At 37.2% G+C, this 22,532-nt stretch carries 23 protein-coding genes; 10 read left to right on the plus strand and 13 right to left on the minus strand.

What is annotated here, in order from left to right; translation table 11 throughout:
• Positions 1–40 precede the first annotated feature (40 nt).
• Together dapB and FTU16_RS10375 are read left to right on the plus strand one after the other, a co-directional pair.
• Positions 41–862, plus strand: a complete 822-nt coding sequence (dapB, locus tag FTU16_RS10370) for a 4-hydroxy-tetrahydrodipicolinate reductase (protein WP_078194102.1) — start codon at positions 41–43, stop codon at positions 860–862.
• A gap of 58 nt (positions 863–920) precedes the next feature.
• A complete protein-coding gene (locus FTU16_RS10375; protein WP_180042057.1) occupies positions 921–1,565 on the plus strand; it encodes an START domain-containing protein in 645 nt (214 codons plus the stop codon).
• Between the two features lie 44 nt (positions 1,566–1,609).
• On the opposite strand, the gene FTU16_RS10380 is transcribed toward FTU16_RS10375, so the two are convergent.
• Positions 1,610–2,026 carry a hypothetical protein gene (locus FTU16_RS10380; protein WP_257227112.1) on the minus strand — a complete coding sequence of 139 codons (417 nt, stop codon included), beginning with the start codon at positions 2,024–2,026 and terminating at the stop codon, positions 1,610–1,612.
• 107 nt (positions 2,027–2,133) lie between these two features.
• On the opposite strand from FTU16_RS10380, the gene FTU16_RS10385 reads away from it, so the two are divergent.
• Complete coding sequence (locus FTU16_RS10385; protein ID WP_180163206.1) at positions 2,134–3,570, plus strand: PLP-dependent aminotransferase family protein; 1,437 nt, start codon at positions 2,134–2,136, stop codon at positions 3,568–3,570.
• A 71-nt stretch (positions 3,571–3,641) separates the two neighbouring features.
• Here the strand turns inward: FTU16_RS10385 and FTU16_RS10390 are convergent, their stop codons facing one another.
• From FTU16_RS10390 to FTU16_RS10445, 12 genes are all read right to left on the minus strand, one after another.
• Positions 3,642–4,664 (minus strand): NAD(P)-dependent alcohol dehydrogenase, encoded by a 1,023-nt coding sequence (locus FTU16_RS10390; protein ID WP_180022938.1) that lies wholly within the window; start codon positions 4,662–4,664, stop codon positions 3,642–3,644.
• Between the two features lie 24 nt (positions 4,665–4,688).
• Entirely contained in the window at positions 4,689–5,258 is a 570-nt protein-coding gene (locus FTU16_RS10395; RefSeq protein ID WP_180157326.1) for a DNA-3-methyladenine glycosylase I, read from the minus strand.
• A gap of 20 nt (positions 5,259–5,278) precedes the next feature.
• The gene (locus FTU16_RS10400; RefSeq protein ID WP_180003637.1) at positions 5,279–5,524 is read right to left on the minus strand and encodes a hypothetical protein; all 246 of its coding nucleotides are present in this window, start codon (positions 5,522–5,524) and stop codon (positions 5,279–5,281) included.
• A gap of 15 nt (positions 5,525–5,539) precedes the next feature.
• Positions 5,540–6,067, minus strand: a complete 528-nt coding sequence (locus FTU16_RS10405; protein ID WP_218955638.1) for a M23 family metallopeptidase — start codon at positions 6,065–6,067, stop codon at positions 5,540–5,542.
• A 67-nt stretch (positions 6,068–6,134) separates the two neighbouring features.
• Complete coding sequence (gene mutY, locus FTU16_RS10410; RefSeq protein ID WP_180042050.1) at positions 6,135–7,181, minus strand: A/G-specific adenine glycosylase; 1,047 nt, start codon at positions 7,179–7,181, stop codon at positions 6,135–6,137.
• Positions 7,182–7,334: 153 nt separating this feature from the next.
• On the minus strand, positions 7,335–7,694 hold the full coding sequence (locus tag FTU16_RS10415) for an HIT family protein (RefSeq protein WP_078191628.1): 360 nt from the start codon (positions 7,692–7,694) through the stop codon (positions 7,335–7,337).
• Between the two features lie 51 nt (positions 7,695–7,745).
• On the minus strand, positions 7,746–8,486 hold the full coding sequence (locus tag FTU16_RS10420; protein WP_180157322.1) for a dienelactone hydrolase family protein: 741 nt from the start codon (positions 8,484–8,486) through the stop codon (positions 7,746–7,748).
• 193 nt (positions 8,487–8,679) lie between these two features.
• Positions 8,680–9,372, minus strand: a complete 693-nt coding sequence (locus tag FTU16_RS10425; RefSeq protein WP_180063337.1) for an FKBP-type peptidyl-prolyl cis-trans isomerase — start codon at positions 9,370–9,372, stop codon at positions 8,680–8,682.
• A 54-nt stretch (positions 9,373–9,426) separates the two neighbouring features.
• Positions 9,427–10,140 carry an FKBP-type peptidyl-prolyl cis-trans isomerase gene (locus tag FTU16_RS10430; protein WP_180163207.1) on the minus strand — a complete coding sequence of 238 codons (714 nt, stop codon included), beginning with the start codon at positions 10,138–10,140 and terminating at the stop codon, positions 9,427–9,429.
• A gap of 246 nt (positions 10,141–10,386) precedes the next feature.
• On the minus strand, positions 10,387–12,579 hold the full coding sequence (locus tag FTU16_RS10435) for a polysaccharide biosynthesis tyrosine autokinase (protein WP_180163208.1): 2,193 nt from the start codon (positions 12,577–12,579) through the stop codon (positions 10,387–10,389).
• Positions 12,580–12,595: 16 nt separating this feature from the next.
• Positions 12,596–13,024 (minus strand): low molecular weight protein-tyrosine-phosphatase, encoded by a 429-nt coding sequence (locus FTU16_RS10440; protein WP_180107694.1) that lies wholly within the window; start codon positions 13,022–13,024, stop codon positions 12,596–12,598.
• Positions 13,024–14,079, minus strand: coding sequence for a polysaccharide biosynthesis/export family protein (locus tag FTU16_RS10445; RefSeq protein WP_180157354.1), 1,056 nt, complete (start codon positions 14,077–14,079; stop codon positions 13,024–13,026). The genes FTU16_RS10440 and FTU16_RS10445 overlap by 1 nt, the downstream gene beginning before the upstream one ends.
• A gap of 415 nt (positions 14,080–14,494) precedes the next feature.
• Here FTU16_RS10445 and tviB point away from each other — a divergent pair, with 415 nt between their 5' ends.
• From tviB to FTU16_RS10480, 7 genes are read left to right on the plus strand one after another with little or no spacing between them, the layout of a single operon-like run.
• The gene (gene tviB / locus FTU16_RS10450) at positions 14,495–15,772 is read left to right on the plus strand and encodes a Vi polysaccharide biosynthesis UDP-N-acetylglucosamine C-6 dehydrogenase TviB (RefSeq protein WP_180163209.1); all 1,278 of its coding nucleotides are present in this window, start codon (positions 14,495–14,497) and stop codon (positions 15,770–15,772) included.
• 17 nt (positions 15,773–15,789) lie between these two features.
• Positions 15,790–16,812, plus strand: coding sequence for an NAD-dependent epimerase/dehydratase family protein (locus tag FTU16_RS10455; RefSeq protein ID WP_180163210.1), 1,023 nt, complete (start codon positions 15,790–15,792; stop codon positions 16,810–16,812).
• The gene (locus FTU16_RS10460; protein ID WP_257227113.1) at positions 16,813–18,084 is read left to right on the plus strand and encodes a flippase; all 1,272 of its coding nucleotides are present in this window, start codon (positions 16,813–16,815) and stop codon (positions 18,082–18,084) included.
• Positions 18,081–19,094 (plus strand): RimK family alpha-L-glutamate ligase, encoded by a 1,014-nt coding sequence (locus tag FTU16_RS10465; RefSeq protein WP_180157315.1) that lies wholly within the window; start codon positions 18,081–18,083, stop codon positions 19,092–19,094. Before FTU16_RS10460 ends, FTU16_RS10465 begins: the two co-directional genes overlap by 4 nt.
• 48 nt (positions 19,095–19,142) lie before the next feature.
• Positions 19,143–20,498 carry an O-antigen polymerase gene (locus FTU16_RS10470; protein ID WP_180157313.1) on the plus strand — a complete coding sequence of 452 codons (1,356 nt, stop codon included), beginning with the start codon at positions 19,143–19,145 and terminating at the stop codon, positions 20,496–20,498.
• A 5-nt stretch (positions 20,499–20,503) separates the two neighbouring features.
• Positions 20,504–21,664, plus strand: coding sequence for a glycosyltransferase family 4 protein (locus FTU16_RS10475; RefSeq protein ID WP_180157311.1), 1,161 nt, complete (start codon positions 20,504–20,506; stop codon positions 21,662–21,664).
• 1 nt (position 21,665) lies between these two features.
• On the plus strand, positions 21,666–22,520 hold the full coding sequence (locus FTU16_RS10480) for a glycosyltransferase family 2 protein (protein ID WP_180157309.1): 855 nt from the start codon (positions 21,666–21,668) through the stop codon (positions 22,518–22,520).
• Positions 22,521–22,532 lie beyond the last annotated feature (12 nt).

Here is a 22,532-nt window from a genome sequence, read left to right on the forward strand (position 1 = left end):
TATAGTAAGACCAATTTCGAATCAACATTAGGAAAATGTTATGTCAGCAGCTCCACGTATTGGTATCTTGGGCGCAGGCGGTCGTATGGGACGCATCTTAATTCAGGCGGTTCAGCAAGCTGGTTATCAATTGGCTGCTGCGGTAGAACGTCCTGAAAGTAGCTTGGTCGGTGCAGATGCCGGTGAACTTGCAGGGATTGGCGCGGTTGGCGTAAAGGTTGTCGGTAACCTAGCTGAGGTTTTAAAAGATTGTGATGTCGTGATCGATTTTACTGCACCTGCAGCAACGGCACAGCATCTTAAACTTTGCCGTGAAGCAGGCGTTGCGATTGTCATTGGTACCACAGGTATGAATGATGAGCAAAAAGCTTATCTCGATGAAACAGCAACAGAAACCCCAGTAGTCTATGCAGCGAACTATTCTGTCGGTGTAAACGTTTCAATCAAACTTCTTGAATTGGCATCAAAAGTATTTGGCGATACTGTAGATATTGAAGTGATTGAAGCCCATCATCGTCATAAAGTTGATGCACCATCAGGTACAGCGCTAATGTGGGGCGAAGCCATTGCCGGTGCTTTAGGACGTGACTTAAAACAAGATGCTGTGTATTGCCGTGAAGGGCATACGGGTCCACGTGAACGTCAAACTATTGGCTTCCAAACGATTCGTGGTGGTGACATTGTCGGTGAACATACTGCGATGTTTATTGCGGATGGCGAACGTGTTGAAATTACCCATAAAGCGACCAACCGTATGAACTTTGCCTCTGGTGCAGTACGTGCAGCTGCATGGGTAGTTGGCCGTGAAGCACGTAAGTACGATATGAAAGATGTACTGGGTTTTAACGATATTGACGTATAAAAGCGCGTTAAAATCCGTTATAACAACAGCATAAAATTAAAATAAGACGATCAATGGAATGAAAAAAGTCATCTTTATGGCCTGTGCTGTCGCATTCACTGCGGCAGTACAAGCGAAAACTATGGATAATGCCAAACTCACGATTAATAAAAATAATATTAAGGTTTGGACCTACCAAAATGCTCAAAATCCTGTCTTTCAATACAAAGCTGAAACCAGTTTTGATGTACCCATTGAAAAAGCGGTTTCCCTGATTTTAGATGTGGAAAATGCAGTGAATTGGGTCCCTTATATGGGCAGTGTCAAAGTATTATCCCGCGATGACCAGAAAGGTGAATTCAGTTTATATATGGTGTTGGATTTTCCTTTTCCCTTGAAAGACCGTGATTTGGTGGTACAAGGCAAAATGCGTAAAGATGCACAAGGCATTATTAGCATCCAAAATAAAGCGGTGAAAAAAGGTTATCCGATCAATCCCAATTATGTACGCCTAACCGACTATGAGGGCGATTGGACCTTCCAGCGTTTAGGCAATCAAAAGGTCAAAGTGTCGACCTATGGCTACGCCAATCCGGAAGGTTCCATTCCGCTCAGTTTCGTGAATATGTTCGTGCAGCAACAGCCATATCAAATGCTACAAAAAATGAAAGTGCAGCTGGGTAAAAGCAAAACTGTTGAGACCTTTCCCGAAATTTTAAAATAAGCACCAGTAATGATTCAGTTCAATATGAACGATCAATGACTTCGCTACTCAGGCAGGCGAAATGCAGTCAACTGCTGCATGTGCTGTGCTTCTGGAAGTTCGATACTGAGTAAGGTTTGTTCTGGAAATGGATGCGGATGTAACTTGATTTGAAATTGCCGCGCGGTCATTTGTTCACAGGCAAAGCGAAGTTTGGCTTGCTGCGGCATCATATTCATACCGTTTTCAGATTTGGCTTTATAAATATATAGCGTCTGATGTAACCCGCCGCTGGTGATCGGTTGGATCTGCTCAAGCTCATATTGCGTCAGTTTTTGGGCACTCAAAAAACCTTGAATTAAAGATTTACAGATAAAATTTTGCTGGCTTTGAGCTTGAGTGTGCTGTTCGGGTTGGCACGCCATAAGCGTGAGTGTACTGATGATGATTAGACCCGCTCGAAGCTGCGTGAAGTCATTCATTTAATTTTCCCCCTATCGTTATTTTTGAGATATCAACCTGATGCCATCAGCTTAAATCTGTTAACTTAATGGGTACAGATACAAGAATGATTAAAAAAAGGGTACAGATGGCTTTTCAATATCAGCAGCTTGCGCAGCAGTTGGCACAGAAAATTTATAGTGGTGAATTGGCCGCAGGGCAGCGTCTGTATGCGCTACGTCAATTTTCACAGCAGCATCAGATCAGTTTAAATACCGCGAAACGCTGCTATGAATTACTTGAAGCCAAAGGCCTCATTTATGTCAAAGAAAAGTCTGGTTATTTTGTACAATCCTCACAGAAAGCCCAGCAAATTGCCGTGCCGAATCATCCTGATTTTGATTCCCGACCTCGTGAAATTTCGAATTTAGAATTGCAAATTCAGATCCATGAAGCATCTGCAAATAGTCGCCTGATTCATTTGGGTTCAATTCAGTTGTCCCCCAATTTTGTTCCTGTTGAAGCTATCAGACGTTCAATCCAAAGGGCATTAAAGCATTGTAAACCAGAAGATTTTTTATATAACAATCGGCAAGGTCATCCACAATTGCGTGAAGCTTTGTCGGCACATTGGGCTGAAGATGGTTTTTACATGCCTAAGGATGATATTTACATCAGCAATGGTTGTATGCCTGCTTTGTCAGTGATGTTGCAAAATCTAAGTGCGGAAGGGGAGAGTGTCATTGTTCCGACGCCGAACTATAACGGGCAATTGCAATTATTGGCTTTATTGAAGCGGAAAATTGTTGAAATTCCTGCCAATACGGAAGGTTTTGATTTAGATCGTTTAGAGCAGGCGATGCGGGATTCAGGCGCGAAAGTATGCTTATTGACTGCAAATTTTCAAAATCCTTTGGGTTTTTGTTTAAGTAATGAAGATAAGGAACGAATTGCACAACTGGCTGAAAAATATCAATGTTATGTGATTGAAGATGATATTTATGCTGAGTGTAGTTTCAATGCAAAGCGACCATTGCCTATCAAATATTGGGATCGGGCGGGCTATGTGATCTATTGTGCGTCGATTTCAAAATCTTTATCGCCTTCTTATCGGGTGGGGTGGTTTTGTCTTCCACCACATTTGCAACATTTGCGTCCCAAATTACTTTTGCAAAATGATTCGGTGAATACGCCTTTGCAGTTAGGACTTGCAGATTTGATTTTTAGTCTTGCTTATCGCCAACATCTTGCTGAATTGCGTCCTAAATTAATGGTGCAAGTCGAGCAGTATCGTCAGTATATTTACGATGCTTTTCAAGGGGTTGATATCCGTCTAAATCGGCCTCAAGGCAGTTATGCACTGTGGTTGCAGATGCCTGAACAAATAGACAGTTTGGCGCTGTATTACCATGCGCAAAAACATGGCATCAATATTGTGCCAGGTTTAATTTTTGGTGAGGACAATCGTTATAACAACTGTATTCGTCTAAATGCCGGGCATGAGTTGTCTGTAGATATTCAGCAGGCCATTTTATTGCTTGCAGATTGGGTGCGTAAGGAATGCAGAAACACAAATGTCATCTAGATTAATGAGTCCATAAAGCATACAAAAAAAAGCCTGCATGCAGCAGGCTTTTTGGGCTTAGATTTTTGCCGTTAAAAATCAGCTTTCAACACGATACGATAACGCACGTTTCCTGAATGCAAACGTTCAATCGCTTCATTCACCTGAGACATTGGATACATTTCAATTTGTGGTGCAATATTTTGACGTGCGGCGAATCGAAGTAATTCACGCAGTGCCGCAGGAGAACCTGTTGATGAGCCTGTGACAGATTTAGCACCACTGATCAGCATACCTGCGGGAATTTGCATTGGCTCAAGTGCTAGGCCGAGCATGTGAACGCTTCCATTCGGTGCCAAAGTCGAAAGATAGGCTTGCCAATCCAACGTCACATTGACCGTGCTTAAAATCAAATTGAACTTCCCACGCTGTGCTTTAATTGCAGCAAGATCACGACTATTCACCACATGGTCAGCCCCCATAGCTTTAAGTTCATCGGTTTTATCTAAGTTTGAACTGAACGCAGTAATTTCACAGCCCCAAGCTTTCAGCAATTTAATCGCCATATGACCTAATCCACCAATGCCGATCACGGCAACATGGTGAATGGCCTGAATTTGGTGCTGTAAAATGGGATCAAATACCGTAATCCCGCCGCAGAGTAGAGGACCAGCACTGGTTGGGTCGAGATCATCTGGAAGCGGAATAACCCATTGCCAGCCAGCACGGACTTTGTCGGCAAAGCCACCTGCATGACCGACGATCGTCGCTGTCTTGGTTCCGGTACATTGCACTTGGCGACCATCGATACACGGGTCACAGTGTTGACAACTTTCTGCTGTCCAGCCAATGCCTACACGCTGTCCGATTTTCAGTCCTTTGGCTTCGCTGCCGAGTTGGGTAATGGTTCCAATTACTTCATGCCCTGGGACCACAGGATAAACCGAAGATTTCCAATCATTTTGGATAATAGAAATATCTGAGTGACAAAGACCGCAATACTCGACTTTGACTTCAACCTGATGGGCTTGTAATTCACCTGCATCAAATTGATAGGGAACAAGGGCTTCACCACTGTTCATTGCTGCATAGGCGTGGATTGTATTGTCACTCATTATTCTATCCTTTATGTTTTGAGGTCATTCTTCGTGCGTGTATTTAAAGTCACAGTGATTTTCATGATCATTGACCATGCCGATAGCTTGCATCAGAGCATAGCAAGTCGTTGGGCCTACAAATTTAAAACCATGCTTTTTTAATGCTTTGGACATGGCCTGACTTTGAGCGGTTTGTGCAGGGGCGCTACGATATTCAACTACATCATTATTGGCAATTTGTCCTTCGACAAAATTCCAAAGAAATTCCACAGGATGAATCCCTTGGGCTTTTAACTGTTGCCATGCTTTGGCATTATCACGAATGGCAGTGAGTTTGCCGATATGGCGAATCAAACCTGAATCTTGTAATTTTTCTTGTAATTGTAGGTCACTCAACGCTGCGATTTCGGCAATGGGATGTTGAAAAAAATGCTGCTGATAACAGGCCCGTTTTTTCAGCACAGTAATCCAAGACAGCCCCGCTTGTTGTCCTTCAAGACACAGCATTTCAAAGAGATGCTGCTCATCAAAACTGGGTTTAGCCCACTCAGTGTCGTGGTAGGCAATATACAAAGGATCTTCGGAGCACCAAGCACAGCGTTGTATCGTCATGTTGAATGCTCCTTTTTGACTTAAATTTTAAAAGCTGTCCATTGGTCGTTTTTATTGTCCCAATACAACAGTTCCGCTTGATCGAGATCGGCAAATTGAATCCATACATCTTTACCAGATTTGTCTGCGTAGCCGGTGCTGATGAGTAATGCTTCTTCAGTGATCTCCATGATCCAGCCCTGATAAGACTGTCCATTGAGGCTGATTTTTTGTTGATTACCAGATTCTGCAAATTCCACCAGACGATTGATCAACGCTTCTGACATGTATGTTTCCTAAAATTAACGTAAATACGGATAGGGGTTAACGGCATTGCGACCTTTACCACCCAAGTAAATGCCATAATGCAAATGTGGTGCAGTATGTCGAGCATTGCCAGTATTACCTACATAGCCAATGACATCACCTTTTTTGACATAGTCGCCGACGTTTAAGCCACGTTTATGACCATCAAGATGCGCATAATAATGCCAAGAACCTGCGGGCCCCATAATCCATATCACTTTACCACCCAAATTGTTATTACGTAAGTCAGCAACTAAACCTTCTGTAGCACTGAGGACTTTTGTTCCACGTGGAACAATAATATCAATGCCTTCGTGGCTTCGTCCTTGGCTACGCGCTGCGCCCCAAGTATCCTTAAGCGCACTTCGTTTGACTTGATGAACAGGAACAGGCAATTGATTGGATAAACGCATGTTTTGTAATTTTTTCACTTCATGTGCAGGCAATGTACTACCAGATGGTTTGGGTGGAGTTGACGTACAGGCGCTGAGTAAAAGCAAAATAAAACCAATACTGCCGAACAACCCTTTGCGAAGCTGAAAAAATCCTTGAGTCACATTTGTCCCTATTCAATTGATGAGCAGTTCAAAACTATGGCATAGAATGGCTTTCGAGTTCTAGCGTAGAAATGAGTTTTTTCATGGCGGTTGGAATACCGAGTGCAGTGGCTTGTATCGGTGTAAACCACTGTGCGTTGCATTCAATGGCCAAATGTTCTTTTTGATCGGCAGCAACGGTAAATACAGTAGCTTCTAAAAGCCAAGTGAAGTGGGTAAAGCTATGTGATATCTGCACTTGAGTGGTGGTAGGTTTCAGTCCAAGTTGCTGAGTGTGGGATTGAAACTCATGGGGTTGATCAAAAATAGGTAAACACCACAGACCGCCCCATAGACCGCTATTCGGACGTTGTATCCACAGCCATTCTCCTGCAGATTGAATCAGCATGACTTGAGCCTCTCTCACTGGAACAGGCTTTTTAGGCTTTTTATAAGGTAATTCAGTCTCTAAACCTTGTGCATGTGCTTTGCAGTGCTGTTGCATGGGACAATATAAACAGAGCGGTTTTTTCGGCGTGCAAACGGTTGCACCCAGATCCATAATCGCTTGGGTATAATCGTGGTTGCGTTCAGTGGGGCAGAGCTCTGTCGCCAGTTGCCACATGGCCCGTTCATGTACAGGTTTCGATAAATCATCTTCAATAGCAAAGAAACGAGACAATACACGCTTGACGTTGCCGTCCATAATCACGCCATATTGTCTTAAACCTAAAGACATCAGCGCACCCGCGGTAGACGGGCCGATGCCCGGTAGTTCCATCCACTGCTCAAGATTGCTTGGAAAATGTCCCTGACGTGCAACAATACCCGCGGCTTTGTGTAAGTTCCGAGCCCGTGCATAGTAGCCTAAGCCAGCCCAATAGGGCGCCACATCATCCCAAGAGGCATGGCCTAAATCTTCAACAGTCGGAAACCGTTGAATAAATCGATCAAAATATTGTAAGACGGTTTTGACTTGAGTCTGTTGTAGCATAATTTCTGAAACCCATACTTTGTAAGGGTCATCCTTCACTTGCCACGGTAAGTCATGACGACCATGGACATCAAACCAGTCAAGAAGGGCATCAGAAAAGTTAAACATGCAATACAGTCAAAATTGAAAAAACCTGCCTAGTATACATCTTTCAATAGTCATTCTTTTTGTTCAAAACGAAAACTGTATATCAGGGGAAATGCAAAAATAGTGGCCATCAAAAAAGGAGCCGAGGCTCCTTAGTGAGTGTAAATTTAAAGTTTAGCTTTTAAAGCCCCAGCGGGTATCGAGCGCCAATGTTTGGTTTTCATAACGTGGAATAATGTGAATATGCACATGTTCAGTGGCTTCGCCAAAAACTTGTCCATCATTAAACCCAATATGAAAGCCAGTGGGTTGATAGCGTAAATTTAATTCATTACGCGCTTGTTCAAGTAAGGACATTAAACTTTTACGTTCTTTATCAGTAATTTCAAAAAATGAACCAACATGACGTAGCGGGACAATGACAGCATGCCCTTTAGACAGTGTATGTGGTTCAGGAAGTACAACACCAAAATCATTTTTTGCAATAACGTCATATTCGTCAAAATTGCAATATGGACAATTGAGTTCTGTCATTGTGCTCTCCTCATTTTTATAAATTAAATATTGGTATTGGTTCTTAGCGCTTTAAGAACTAAGCTGGCGTGCTAACAAGGCATACATGGCCGCTAAGCTTTGTTGTTCTGCAGCAGCGTTATAAGCTAAATCTACGCCGTTGGCTTTGGCACGTTCATCCGCCATCGGGTTGCTAAAGCCGTGTTTTGCGCCTTCAAAAATATTGATTTGATACTGCACTTGGGCAGCATCCATTTCATTTCTAAAGGTCGCAACATCATCTAAGCTCACCATCGAGTCGAGCTCACCATGTTGCACTAAAATCTCTGCTTGGACTTGTCCTGTTTGTGCAGGAGTCGCTGTAGCAAGTGTTGCATGGAAGGTCACCACAGCTTTTAATGCAGCACCTGAACGAGCTAAATCCAGCACGACTTTTCCGCCATAGCAAAAGCCTATAGCTGCGAGTTTATCTGCATTTACTTCTTTTTGCTGTGCCAAAGTGTTTAATGCAGCAGACGCGCGGGTCACAATGGTGTTGGCATGATCAAAAGTCTGCATCATCCATTCATAAGCTTGCTTGGCATCTGTGGTGACTTTTTTGTCACCATACATATCCAAAGCGAAAGCAGCATAGCCTTGTTCTGCCAATTCACGCGCACGTTGTTCGGTATATTCATTGCGTCCCCACCATTCAGGGGCAACTAATACACCTGCGATCGCAGTGTCTGACTCTGGTGCGGCAAAATAGCCAAAAAGTTGAGTTCCATCCGCTGCTGTATATTGAATTTCGCGCGTCTTAATTTTAACGGTCATGGTCAAATCCTTATGTGCGGCTACGCAGTTAATGAAGACTTAAGATAAAGGGAAATTGGTTTTTGTGAAATAAATATAAGATATCAATGTGAATTTTAAGTCAAATCAATCAAAAAAATTGTAAAAGAAAATAATGGAAAGAAGAAATATTGAGGAGCACCGAGATTTGTCGATGCTCCTAAAGAGAGTATTGTTATTTCGGGAGAACTTCAATGAGCTCTACATCAAAAATCAGCGTGCTATTTGGCTCAATGACGTCTGCTGAACCAATTTGACCATAGCCCAAATTGGCAGGAATGAAGAAGCGATATTTTGCACCTTCTTTCATCAACTGTAGACCTTCTGTCCAACCCTGAATGACTTGACTCACTTGGAACATCGCAGGTTGGTTGCGTGCAATTGAACTATCAAAAACAGTACCATCAATTAAGCGACCTTCATAGTGAACTTTCACTGTTGAATTTGCTTTGGGTGACTTACCTTTGCCAGCTTGAATGACTTGATACTGCAGGCCAGATTTCGTGACCTGAATGCCCGGTTTTTTGGCATTTTCAGCAAGGAAAGCGGCACCAATGGTGGCATTCGCATCCGCTTTTTGCTTCAGTTCAATCAGTTGTTTCGCTTCGGTTTGCTTTTTATATTGGGTTAAGGCACGGGTCATTTCTTCATCTGTTAATGACGAAGCTTGACCTTTAGAAGCTGCCTTTAAACCTGCAACAAATGCATCAATATCCAAATCCTTAATGGATTCAGCATTACTGCGTCCCATTAAATAACCAAAACTATAACCCACTTGTTCTGCAGCACTACTTTTATTACTGACATCTTTGGCAAATACAGTGCTTGAGCAGAGTGCCAAACATAACATACTGATCTGTAATTTCATGACCGAGTCTCAAAATAAAGCAGGAGAGCGAAAAGCTCTCCTGTACCGGTTTTATTATTTAACTTCAATGAGTTCTACATCAAAAATTAAAGTACTGTTCGGTGGAATCGTTCCTGGAACACCTTGAGCACCATAACCTAGGTTTGAAGGAATATATAAAGTGGCTTTGCCGCCTTCCTTCATTAACTGTAGACCTTCAGTCCAACCCGGAATCACTTGATTCAGTGGGAATTCAATTGGCTCGCCGCGCTGTACTGAACTATCAAATACAGTGCCATCCACTAACTTACCTGTGTAGTGAACTTTAACAACTGATGTGGCTTGCGGTTGTTTACCTGTACCTTCTTTCGTTGTTAGGTACTGTAAACCAGTAGCTGTAGTTTTAACCCCAGCTTTGCTTTTGTTTTCTGTTAAGAAATTATCGCTGCTACTTTGTGCTTGCTTATTGCTTTCAAGTTGTTTGTTTTGCATTTCTTGCTGGAACTCAGCATATGCTTTTTGTAATTCTTCTTCAGTATATGCAGGTTTTGCACGAGCATGGCCTGCACGAACGCCAGTGACAAAGCTATCAATATCTAATTCTGGAGGCGTTTGATGGGCAACTTCATAACCAAGTGCATAACTGATTTTAGCGACAGCAGAAGCATTTGCAGCTGGTTGAGTTGATGTTGCTGATTGCGTAGCAGGCGTTTTAGTTGCATAGTAAACAGGAACAAGTGCGGCACCGCCGAGTAATACAGCGACAGCGATAGGTAGGGCCTTACTCATATATTTTCCCACAATTATTTTATATGTAAAAAGTTGCTGAAATTCTAGCAGACTTTTCCTGTTCAGCGCTTACCTATCTCTACGATCAGGTAAGGTGCAGGAAAGATCATCATAGTCATGTTCTTATTTTTATACTATAACGGTATGAATATATAAAACATTTTTTATACAGAATGATGCATGCAACATAAATTTCGCACATAAAAAAAGCCACCGTATTCGGTGGCTTTTTTGAATAGGCTTGAATTAGTCTTGGTCTTTTGAAGCTTTATAACCATAAGAATAGTTATAGCCATAACCATAACCATAACCAGCTGAGCTACGTTGAATGTCGTTTAGAATAATACCATTGACCTTCACACCCACTTGTTCAAAGCGGTTCACGGTTAACTCTAGTTCTTTCAACTGAGTTTTCGCATAACGAGCAATCACCAAATTTACACCAGCATATTGCGAAATAATGATACCGTCTGTCACCGCAAGTACAGGAGGGGTATCAATGATCACATGATCAAACATTGGTGAAATCAAATCTAAGAATTCTTTGAATTTACCAGAACTTAAAAGCTCAGATGGATTAGAAGGGCTTTTACCACGAGTAATCACACTCAAATTTGGAATTTCAGTGGTTTTAATGATGCTGTCTAGATCACGCTGGCCATTTAAATACTCAGAAAGACCTGGTTGGTTGTCATGATTGAAGTATTTGTTCAAATAACCACGACGTAAATCGGCATCAATAATTAAAACACGTTTATCGCTTTGCGCAAGAATCGTAGCTAAATTGGTTGAAATAAACGATTTACCAACTTCTGGTGCTGGCCCCGAAATCATAATCAGGTTATTTTTTGCAGATGTCAGTGCAAAGTGAATGGCAGTACGCATACTGCGCAGGCTTTCAATTGCAATATCATCGCTATTTTTAACCGCAAGTACAGGAATGGTCTTTTTCTTCTTCAGTAACTTGATGCGACTTTCTTGAACAGGGGAACGTGGCACAGTGGCATAAACAGGAAGATCCAGATTATTTTCAATTTCTGAAGAATCTTTAATTCCTGAGCGAAGCATGTTACGTAGTAGTGCAAGTAATGTACCGAGGAAACCACCGAGGAAAATTGAAAGTATCAAGATTTGTAGTTTTTTCGGCGCAATCGGTTTAATCGGCTCTACAGCAGTATCCACAATACGGACATTGCCAATTTCACCAGCTTTGGCAATACTTAATTGTTGATAAGAGTTAAGTAGAGCAGTGTACAGTTGTTGCTTGACTTCAACTTCACGATAGAGCTGTAAATAACGACGCTGTAAGTCTGGTAATTTTTTTAAGGTAGTATTCAGTTCACCAATTTTGCTATTGATTGCACCTAATTGGGCATTCATTTGCTGCATCACTGGATGTTCACTAGTGTACTTCGCAGAAGCTTCAGCAACTTTTTGCTCTAATTCAGCTTTTTGAGTTTCAAGAGTGACGCTTTGAGTTAAATATAGTTCAGATTCTTTGGTTACATCGACGGTATTAAACTCTTGACGGAATTTGTTAAATTCACGTTCTGCGACATCAAGTTGTTGTTTCAGTTCAGGGAGTTGTTCATCCAAAAATTTTAAAGTTTGTGCACTTTCAGCCGAACGTCTTTCAATATTTTGATGGCTGTAGGCTGCTAAAATGGCATTTAAAACTTTTGTAATATGTTCTTTATCTTGGCCTTGATAGTTAAGGCCAAGCACGCCCGTCATTTTACCTTTTTCAGCAACAGAATAATTTGCCAAAATACTGTCAACTGCGGCAGGTAAAGACTGTTTTTGAATTAAATAGTCATCTTTGAATTGATCTTTGCTATAAATTGAGATTTCCCAAAGGCCTTCTGCTGTACGCAAAGAGCTTTTTTGGTTCAATGGTGCTGTTAAAATTGTTTGCTCAGTCTGAAGATCAATTAAAGAAAATTTATTTTCTTGAAACTGTACACTAAGGTTTTTGTCACGATATTGCGCAGGGATATCAAATTGGCGGATTTCAAAACTTTTTTCATTATCTTTGAAAACGACTGATTTATTTTTATATTCGGTGGCATATTCATGCGGTGAAAATAAGCGATCAGTGAAAGAATTTTCAGTACCTGAAATTTTTAGATCGAGATGTAAGTTTTGAATCACGGTACCTAGAACTAAGCGTGATTTAAGAATCTCAATTTCTGCTTGGGCGGGTTGTTTTTGATCAATCATATTAGAAAGATCACCTAACAACGCAGCAGAAGCCCCTTTATTCTCTTCGACCTGTACTAAAGCATTGACTGCATAAGTGTCGGGGGTGGTTCTAAGATAAAGTAAGGCGCAAACAAGACTTAAAATTACACATAGAGCAATTAACTTCCACTGTGCAATCAGAGAGAAAAATAATTCTTTTAAATCAATTGTATCTTCTGTATTGGTATTTTGGCTCATAATCGTACATCAAAAGTTAAATTTGTTTAGTCCAATCTGCAACGCAAGATTGGATCAGTTCTGAGGTCTGGTCAAAAAAGGCTTGATCGTGCTGGTATGGGTCAGGCACATTTTTACCTTGCCAATGTCCTAAACGAAAGGTCTTGCCCTTTGCAAATGGCCACGTTTGTTCAATATGCTTTTGTTGATTTGAACTCATGACTAAAATTAAATCTGATTTCTTGATCAGTTCAGCATTCAATTTTTGGGCAATATGTCCACTCATATCGATGCCAATTTTTTGCATACAGTATTGAGCTTTTTCATCTGCTGCATGTCCAACCATGCCTGAGATTCCCGCTGAATAAATATTCAGATCGGGATGATTCTTTTTCAGAAGATATTCTGCCATAGGACTTCGGCAAATATTACCTACACACACCACCAGAATATTTTTAAATAACATTATTGACCCATTCTGTCGATGTTATAGATCATATTTGAGAAAGGAATCACCTGATTGATCACACGCTGCCAACGAGCTAAACCAGATGCATCAACATATACAATATCATTGCTACGCATTCTGAACTGGTTTGCGAGTCCAAAGTCACCAATACTGGTTAAATCCAAATGATAAATTTCGGTCATCGGACTATTCATATCACTACGTACTACGTAGATTTTACCTCGACTTGCAGAAAGCGAGTTTACCCCAAGACTTTCGCCCAAGACGTCACTTAAACTCATTCCTTGATCACGCATTGGTAGGGATTGATTTTTACCAGATTCACCCATTACATAAATTTTCTGATTTTCGCGTGAATTGACATAAATTGTATCGTTAGGCTGTATGAGTAGATTATGTAGTGAATAGCCAGCCTTTTCTAACTGAATGCTATTTAAGTTGTAAGTTTGTCCTTGGCGTACCAAGGTAATAGACGTATTATCGCCAAATTGCGTATTCACACCGCCAGCAAGACCAAGTGCAGTATATACGCTGGTAGGTTGGTCGGTGAGATTAAATTGACCACCTTTCATTACATTACCTTGGACAGAATAACGCTGGCCTTGGTAGGAAAGAACGCGAACAATCACATCTGGAGTTTTTAAATAGCGGGCAAGTTGGCTACGTAACTCCTGATTGACTTTTGTTAGGGATTTTCCGGCAGCTTTATATCGGCCAATAATCGGGAATTGAATATAACCATTTTGGTCGATTTGGTAACCGTTTGATTTAATCGCTTCCTCATTGCTTATTGTATTTGTGGGTGGTGTAATTTCAGGGTACGCCCATAAATAAATAGATAAAATATCACCAGAATTTAATCGATATTGTTGTTGTTGTTGATTGAAAAGGTGAGCAAAATTTTGTTGATTAATCTGTGCGGGTTGAACGGCTGCTAAATTGTCTTGTGATAATTTGATGACATTTACAGTTGAACCTAGATCTGTTTGGAAAATACCTTCTTTTGGTAAATCATATGTTTGAAGACCTGATGTGATTGCACAACCCGTCATACCTAAACTGAGTGCTAACAAGAAGCTATAACGATAGTAACTCACTCGAAATCCTACTTATAAAAATAATTGAATTGTAAAAAAGGCAATCGCCTGATTTTTAAAATATATAACGCAGCATTTTATACTATGTAAAGTCAACATCCTAGGATTTGCTGTCAAAATGTGTTGCTACAGTGTAATGATTATTGTGTGAAATAAAACACATATATGTTAATGAATACATAATAAATTCATTTAAGTAATTGGTGTTAAAAATCAAATATTAATATATTGGTTAAAAAATAAACGTTTAATTTTGCAGTTATAATTTTCGATTACGAAAAATAATAATTCCCGAAAAATATAAGGGCGATTTCTGCTATATTATGAGGCGTTTTTCACATGATTAAATCATAAATTATAAGGCTCTGGAATGTTGCAACTCTCGGAACTAAAAATTGCTGTAATTGGGTTGGGCTATGTGGGTTTACCACTAGCTGTTGAATTTGGTAAAAAAGTACCTGTAGTGGGTTTTGATATTCACCAAAAACGAATTGACGAGCTGCGTTCAGGGCAGGATCATACGCTCGAAGTATCTCCAGAAGAATTAGTACAATCTACGCATTTAACATATAGTGCAAATTTAGACGATCTTAAATCTTGTAACTTTTTTATTGTTACTGTGCCAACTCCGATTGATGATTATAAGCAACCAGATTTAACACCATTAGTTAAAGCATCGACCAGTATTGGTAAAGTACTCAAAAAAGGTGATGTGGTTGTATATGAGTCCACAGTGTATCCTGGTGCAACTGAGGAAACTTGTATTCCTGTTTTAGAACAGGTATCTGATCTGAAATTTAATCAGGATTTTTTTGCAGGTTATAGTCCAGAGCGAATTAACCCAGGTGATAAGCTTCACCGTGTGACTAATATTCTAAAAATCACTTCGGGTTCAACACCTGAAGTTGCTGATTATGTTGATGAAGTCTATAACCTGATTATTGAAGCAGGCACACATAAAGCATCCAGCATTAAAGTCGCAGAAGCGGCAAAAGTGATTGAAAATACCCAACGTGATGTCAATATTGCTCTTATTAATGAGTTGGCTGTAATTTTCAATAAAATGGGAATTGACACTGAGGCTGTACTTCAGGCAGCTGGAACAAAGTGGAACTTCTTACCTTTCCGTCCTGGTTTAGTAGGTGGTCATTGTATTGGTGTTGATCCGTACTATTTGACACATAAGGCTCAAGCAATTGGTTATCACCCTGAAATTATTTTAGCAGGTCGTCGTTTAAACGATTCTATGGGCGCTTATGTCGTGACTCAGCTTGTTAAAGGTATGATCAAGAAAAAAATTCAGGTTGAAGGTGCAAAAGTTTTGGTACTTGGCTTGAGTTTTAAAGAAAATTGCCCTGATATTCGAAATACCAAAATTATCGATATCGTGCATGAGTTGCAAGAATATCATATACAAACTGATGTTTATGACCCTTGGGTGGACAGTGCAGAAGCTGAACATGAATATGGCATTACACCTGTTTCTCGTCTAAAAAATGGCCAATATGATGCGGTAATTTTAGCTGTAGCACATGAGCAGTTTAAAGTTATGGGGGTAGATGCAATTCGCGCACTTGGTAAGTCTGCACATGTACTTTATGACCTAAAATACGTACTTGACCAATCTGAATCTGATATCCGCCTTTAATTAATAGAGTAATAATGATGAGCCAATATAAGAATATTTGTGAACAACTTAAGACTCAGCCAAAAACATGGCTGGTGACGGGAGTGGCTGGCTTTATTGGCTCAAACCTATTAGAAACCTTATTGAAACTCGATCAAAAAGTTGTGGGATTAGATAATTTTGCTACAGGTCATCAATATAATCTGGATGAAGTGCAGAGTTTGGTGACACCTGAACAATGGGTAAACTTCAAGTTTCATGAAGGGGATATCCGTAATTTTGAAGACTGCCAGATGGCATGTGCAGGCGTGGATTATGTATTGCACCAAGCTGCTTTAGGTTCTGTACCTCGTTCCATTGCTGACCCGATTACCACCAATGCAGCTAATATTAGCGGTTTTTTAAATATGCTCACCGCTGCGCGTGATGCGAAAGTTGCAAGCTTTACTTATGCAGCCAGTAGTTCAACGTATGGTGACCATCCGGCATTGCCAAAAGTCGAAGAAAATATTGGCAATCCATTGTCACCATATGCTGTGACCAAATATGTCAATGAGCTGTATGCCGATGTTTTTGCTCGTACTTATGGCTTTAAAACCATTGGTTTGCGTTACTTCAATGTCTTCGGCAAGCGTCAGGACCCAAATGGTGCCTATGCTGCAGTCATTCCAAAATGGACCGCAGCCATGATTGCGGGTGATGATGTCTTTATTAATGGAGACGGTGAAACCAGTCGTGATTTCTGTTTTATTGAAAATACGGTACAAGCCAATATTTTAGCTGCAACAGCACAAGATGAAGCTAAAAATCAGGTTTATAATGTTGCAGTAGGTGACCGTACCACTTTAAATGATTTATTTAATGCCATTAAAGCTGCATTAAATGAAAATGGTGTGATTTATGAAAAGCAGCCAGTTTATCGTGATTTCCGTGCGGGTGATGTACGCCATTCACAAGCAAGTGTAGAAAAAATCAAAAGTTTACTAGGTTATGCGCCAAAATTTGTCATTGCACAAGGGATAGACCAAGCAATGCCTTGGTATATTAATTTTAGTAAGTAAATGATGTTAGGTAAAATTAAGGCACTTAAAAATCGTTTCAGTGCCAATAAAGATAGTAAAGCTTTAGCCCGTAACTTTGGTTATCTAATGATAATGCAAATAACAGGTTACATTTTTCCATTGCTTACTATTCCTTATTTAGCAAAAGTCATTGGTGTGGATGGTTTTGGGAAGATTGCTTTTGCAGCGGCAGTAGTAGTCTGGTTTCAGACTATTACTGATTGGGGATTTAGTTATACTGCGACCCGTGATGTAGCTCGTAATAGAGATAGTTTAGAAAAAGTTTCAGAAATTTTTTCTAATGTATTATGGGCTAAAAGCTTACTTGCATTAGTTTCTTTTATTATACTTTTTATTCTTACTGAGTTTATTCCTTATTTAAAAGAAAATCAAATATTATTATTTATAACATTTATGCTCGTACCGGCAAAAATTTTATTTGCAGATTGGTTCTTTCAAGCAATTGAAAGAATGAAGTTTATTACAATTTTTGATTTAATCTCTAAATTAGTATTTACATTTTGTATTTTTATCTTTGTTAAAGAAAAATCTGATTTTATTTTACAGCCTCTATTTTTAAGTTTAGGATCTATTTTAGTTGGTGTTATTTCTTTCTATTTAATTGTTTTTAAATTTAAAGTTAAGGTTTTAAAACCTAATTTTAATAAAGTGTTTCAGACTATTAAAAATAGTAAAGATGTTTTTATTAATAATATTGTGCCAAATTTTTATAATAGTTTTTCTTCCATATTACTTGGTTTTTGGGGTGGAAGTGTAGCTAATGGATTGTTAGATGCGGGAACTAAGTTTGCAGGAATTGTCCAACAATTCATTGGGATCATTTCTCGTGTTTTTTTTCCTCTATTATCTCGAAAATCAAATCAACATCATGTATATGAAAAAATAAATATTATAGTGACAGTTTTTAGCACTGTTTTTTTAATTATATTAGCGCCATATATTATCAAGTTTTTCTTTACACCAGAATTTTATGAATCAATATTGGTTTTACAAATTATGGCCTGCTCTTTAATATTTCTTACTCTGAGTAATACATATGGTCTTAATTATTTAATTATTCATGGTTATGAAAGACTATTAAGAAATATTACTATAAGCAGTTCGATTATCGGTTTTCTAGCTTGTTTTCCATTAATCTATTTCTATGGGTTTTTAGGTGCAGCTATTACAATTACATTAACTAGAGCTATTTTAGGTTTGTCTATTATGTATAAAGCTAAATGTATTCAACGGAGAGATTTAAGTAAATGAAAATTGCCATACATCATAGATCAGGTAGTTTTTCTGAACGTTGGATAAATTATTGTGAAAAAAATGCTATAGAATTTAAACTTGTAAATGCTTTTGATAATAATATTATTGAGCAGCTTGCAGATTGTGATGCTTTTTTGTGGCATCATCATCATGCGCAATATAAAGATGTGCTAACGGCTAAAAGAATATTATTTGCTCTAGAACATGCTGGAATTAAAGTTTTTCCAGACTTCAGAACCGGATGGCACTTCGATGATAAAGTTGCGCAAAAGTATTTATTAGAAGCAATTAACGCCCCTTTAGTACCAAGCTATGTATTTTATGATAAAGAGAAAGCTTTAGAATGGGCAAATAATACAGATTATCCTAAAGTTTTTAAACTTAAAGGAGGTGCTGGGTCATCAAATGTAAGACTAGCTAAGAATAAAAATGAAGCTATAAGACTAATTAATAAAGCTTTTGGTAAAGGCTTTGCTCAATTTGACCGATATGAAAATTTAAAAGAAAAGTTTAGAAAATTTAAATCAGGTCAAGAAGGCTTATTCGGGATTATTAAAGGTTTAATTAGATTATTTATCGGTACTAAATTTGGAAATGAGCAATATCTAGAACGTGGTTATATTTATTTTCAAGAATTTATTCCAAATAATAATAGTGATATTCGTGTAATTGTTGTAGGTGATAAAGCTTTTGCAATTAAACGAATGGTCAGAGATAATGATTTTAGAGCATCTGGGAGTGGTAATATAGTATATGATCATTTACAGATAGATGTAAATATTGTTGAGCTCGCTTTTCACATTAATAAAAAACTTCAATGTAGTTCTGTAGCTTTTGATTTTGTAATTGACAAAGATGGTTCACCATTAGTTGTAGAAATAAGTTATGGATATGCTATGGAAGCATATGATAAATGCCCAGGCTATTGGGATGATAATTTAAATTGGCATAATGAAAAGTTTGATGCACAAGCATGGACTATTTCTCAAATGATAGAAAAATCTTAGGTTTTTCTATCATTTTTTATATTTAATGTTTTAGGGGTTTAATAGTTAATGAAAATGACAGTTATATTGTTAGTACTAAGTATAGTATCAATATCATTTACACTATTTTATCCTTCTGAATATTACTTAGAGTTACTGCCTATATCTTTTTTATTTTTGAATTTAATATTTTTAAATTTGAATAGAAAATTTAGTGATAGTTTTGTTTTTAAGATTTTTTTAGCTCAAGGGGTTGTTAGATACTTAATTTTACCTGTTCTATTTTTAGTAGATCCCGATATTATAGGGATTCAATCTAAAAAAATAAATATAGCTATATTTATTATGATTTTTGAATTATTTTTTGTTTATCTTATTTTTTTATTTTTTTCTTTTCAAAAAAATATTAATTCAACATCAGATTTTAAACCATATTTTTTTAAAGGTTTATATTTTATTCCAATTTTATTGGTGTTAATTTTTTCTTTTATTTATTTAAGTGGAGCATTGGTTAAGGTTAATGCTATATGGAATTTAGATAGTTTTGTTGATAAGTATATAACGGAAGGGGAGGAGTTGTCTTACAATATTGTCGGAATTTTATTATTCAATCTTTTTAAGGTTTTATTGTTGCTTTATTGTTTTAGTAAGATTTTTAATTCAAAAATAATAAGTTATGATTTGAAAAAATGGCTTTATGGAATATTAATTATTTTTTCTGGTTTATTTATATTGGGTGTTAGCCGTTTTAGTATTTTGCTAAATATGGCTGTTATGTTTGCAATGCTCAGCTCTTTCATGGATAAAAAAGAAGTAAATAAAGTTATATATTTTTCATTACCTGTAGTATTTTTTATTCTTTTAACTGCTACTCTAGCAAAGTTTTCAAGATATGGAAATGAAGCGACTAGTGATGCTGTATTGACAGCTAGATCAATTAATGCTTACTTTTCAGGATTTGGTAATATTGCTATTGGTTTAGATGCATACGATTATCTATATATTAATAATAATGTACTATATATAGTGAACGATACTATACAGAATATCCCTGTTTTATCTAAATTTGCATTAGAAGATTATAAAACAAATGTTAAATTCAATGAGATGATTTATGGGCATAAGTCTTGGGCTGATCAGATTGTTCCGTTGAGCATAAGTGGATTGTTTCATTTTGGTTATATTGGACTTTTTTTATATTCTCCTATCTTTATGGCAATTGCTCTTTATTTTGAGAGGCTAAGTAAAAGTGTAAGGTTTATTGGGTATAAATATGTTTTTACCTATCTATCTATAAATCTTTCATTGGTTTTTATGTTGAATTTAGGTAGCTTCTATAGTAGTTTTTTTAATAATATTTTATTCATCTTTTTTCCATTAACACTTATTTACTTTTTTGATAAAAAGAAAATAAGTTTTAGGTAGGTAATATGCGAGTATATTTTTTTGACTTTACTGTAAATTTTGGAGGTGCACCTCAAGGTAGTTTATACCTAATGTCACGTTTAAAAGATGCTGGATATCAAGTAGGAGTTATTGATGTATATGGTAACTGCACAGAATATTCAAATAAAGCTAAAGAATATAATTTAGATCATCATATTCTATTAAAAAAATATAAAAAAATGACGATTGGATATAATGGAAAACCCATCCGAAGAATATTATCTATACTTTCTCAATCTTTTACATATATTAATATTTTAGTAAATTTAAGAAAAATTATAAGTAAGAAAAAACCGAAAATTATCATTGTTAATAATGAGAAATCTTTATTTTTTCTGAAAATTATACAAAAAATCATAAATTTCAAAATTATTCTCTATTTTCGTGGAGAAGGTATACCAGAACAATTGCCAAAAAGATTTGTCAATTCTCTTGTAAATGATACATCCCACGTTGTAGCTCATTCGAAGGTAGCTATAGAAAATTTAAAAAATGCTGGTGTACCACATCAGCATTTAAGTTTCATACCCAACTGCATCGAGTTGGAAAGATTCTCATTGCCTAATAAAAGTACTAGTTTAGCAAAATATAAAAAGATTAAACTTATTTTAGCTGCTGCTCGATTGACAGAAGAAAAGGGCCAACATATAGCTATTGAAGCTGTTAATAAGTTAAAGCAGCAAAATATAGAAGTAGATTTATTAATCCCAGGTGTAATTGCTACGGGATTTGATGATAGCTATTTAAAATATTTAAATGATTTAATTACTAAATATCAATTGGAAAATAATGTTCATTTTATAGGATGGCGTGATAATCTAATTGAAGATATTGTTCAATGTCATATTGTTGTTTTACCTAGTCATACGGAAGGTTTTCCTCGGTCAGTAATAGAAGCAATGATACATAAGGTTCCTGTCTGTGCTACTCCTGTAGGTGGTATTCCTGAAGCTATTACGCATAATAAAACAGGCATGTTATTTGATATAGATGATTCAGAGCAACTTTTTGGTAACTTAAAAAAATTAATAGAAGATGAAGATTTGTACCAAAATATTGTATCTAATGCATTTTTATTCAGTGAAAACTATTTTCATCCTGAGAAAAATACTCAAGGAATGATTCAAGTCTTAAATAAGGTATAATATGAAAAATCCTCTTGTTTCGATTATGATTCCTGCCTATAACGCAGAAATGACAATTGCTAAAGCAATCAGATCTTTATTATATCAAACTTACACTAATTGGGAGTGTATTATTATTAATGATGGTTCTACTGATAATACGGTAGAAATTATTAAAGGTTTTAAAGATAGCCGAATAAAATTGTATTCATTTGAAACTAATAAAGGTCGAGGCTTAGCACGAAAGTTTGCAATGCAAAAATGCAATGGTGAGTTATATGCTATGCTAGATGCAGATGACTGGTATTATCATGATAAATTAGAAAAACAGGTCGATTTTTTTAAAAAAAATATAGATGTTGATATCGTCTCTTGTGGGATGATCATCCAAAAGGATAATGATTGTGTTGCTGTTAGAGGAATAGGTAATAATAAGATATATAGCTTTGATAAACCTCGCAAAGTACCAATACCTCATGCTAGTAGTATGTTTAGAGCTAATATTGTTGGTAATAATGTTTATGATGTTAATTTTAAATTAGGTCAGGACACAGATTTTCTGCGCAGAATTATGTTAGGACGTAAATACGCTCAACTTGATTTTGTTGGATATGTTTATGATGAGTATATATCAAACAATTATAGTAAAATTTTAAGTAGCTATCAATTTAGTGCTAAAAGTTATTTAAAATTTATTAAAGTTAATCCATTTTTATCTATATTTAATGCTTCTTTAGAATATATTAAAATTCTGAGATTGATTATTTTAGTTAATTTTTTTGGCTTTGATTATATTTTGAAATCTAGATCTATTGCTGTCAATAATGACTTGTCTTCTGAGTTCTATTCTAATTTAGATAAACTTAAATTAGTCTAAAGGTTAATATAC

The organism is Acinetobacter sp. YH12069 (assembly GCF_013419675.1).
Lineage (GTDB): Bacteria > Pseudomonadota > Gammaproteobacteria > Pseudomonadales > Moraxellaceae > Acinetobacter > Acinetobacter amyesii.